This is a genomic window from Anaerotruncus sp. 1XD42-93, assembly GCF_009917605.1.
Classification (GTDB): Bacteria; Bacillota; Clostridia; order Oscillospirales; family Ruminococcaceae; genus Anaerotruncus.
Genome location: NZ_QZEG01000176.1, coordinates 1 through 1,325, shown reverse-complemented (window position 1 = coordinate 1,325; position 1,325 = coordinate 1). Strand labels below are relative to the sequence as shown.

Annotated in this window: 2 protein-coding genes; one reads left to right on the top strand and one right to left on the bottom strand. The window is 44.6% G+C overall.

Translation table 11 applies throughout. The features are described 5' to 3' along the window. Positions 1-333: 333 nt before the first annotated feature. On the top strand, positions 334-894 hold the full coding sequence (locus D5269_RS17845; RefSeq protein WP_147408073.1) for a hypothetical protein: 561 nt from the start codon (positions 334-336) through the stop codon (positions 892-894). Here the strand turns inward: D5269_RS17845 and D5269_RS18450 are convergent. Further along, positions 891-1,325: hypothetical protein (locus D5269_RS18450; protein WP_207709163.1), on the bottom strand; the 435-nt coding region annotated here is incomplete at its 5' end. The genes D5269_RS17845 and D5269_RS18450 overlap by 4 nt on opposite strands.

Here is a 1,325-nt window from a genome sequence, read left to right as displayed (position 1 = left end):
TCCGCAAGCTCATAGCCCGATATGGTCTCTCTTATTTCGCCGCCCTCTCCCGGCTCCAGATAGACGAGGACAAACGTTTTATAGAGGTTGTCCGCATCGACGACGCAACTATACTTATAATCCAATTCAATCTTCCTTTCATAATTTTTTGATTTGTTTGGTTGACGAAATCAGTGGCTTTAGAAAAATAGGTGGCACCACATTTACCTATCTAAATCCGTTCCATAGTCAAATAAGGCGGACAAAACAGGAACCGTCTTTGATGCCAAAAGGGCTTATCAAAACTATCCCACTGTGCTGGAAATGGTCAATAGTGTAAGTGATGGCGGCACAGTGATAGCATTTGGAGATAATCAGTCTCCTCTTTATAACGCTGAAGATCGCCCACCGACACTATGCGAATATTTCTATGTTATTTTGTCTGATGGGTTAAGGAAAAATGTGGTTGCCTTTGGGTTTACTGGACAAAAGATCTATATGCGCAGGGTCTGGAGCAAAGTTTGGAGCACCGATTGGACACAAGCTGCGACCTGCTATGGTCCAGATATAGAGTGGAAAGAGCTGCCCATGACAGATAAGTTTATCTATTGGAACGATGATAAGGATAAAGGCCTGAGACTACAGTATCGGAAAGGATATGATGCTATTTACGTTGCAGGAACTATTAAGCCTGTGGAGGGAGCATCTTTAGCATATGAGGAATTGATTGCAACGCTTCCAACGGGCTATCGTCCTTCGAGATTATGGTATCAGCTATGTGCATTAAGCGGCGGAGGCAGTTTTTGCAGGGTTCGAGTAGGCAGAGGTGGGGACATAGTGATTTCCGGATATGATCCAGACGGGGCAAATGCGATAAAGAATAGTATTGAAATCTACCTGACAATCCCGCTTTAAATTGGAATTGTTAAGCATATAGGGATAACCCAATTTACAATATCCTGCACATCAGAACCGATAGATGTAATGTACATTTTACCGTCCGGGTTGACCCTACATGTCAATGCGCCCTCCTTATACTCGTGTGAAGTTGTTGTCCACCAAAAGCCTGTAGGTCTATACCCCGCTGGAAGATACGCAAATGTGTTACTCTCCGCTGTCAAGTTGCCTGTTAGCTTGATATACCCTCTAACATATACGACCTTCCCGTCTGCCCCCTTTCTGTATTTCAGTGCCGCAGCGGAATCCCCCACAGCATTGATCCATCCATTTATCATCGGGAGCGCTTTCCATTCCATTTCATTACAATAGCAGGTCGCAACCTCCTTCCATGCCTGCCACTGGGTAAAATCGTCATTATCAACATGGCGTGTACGCAAAAACATCCG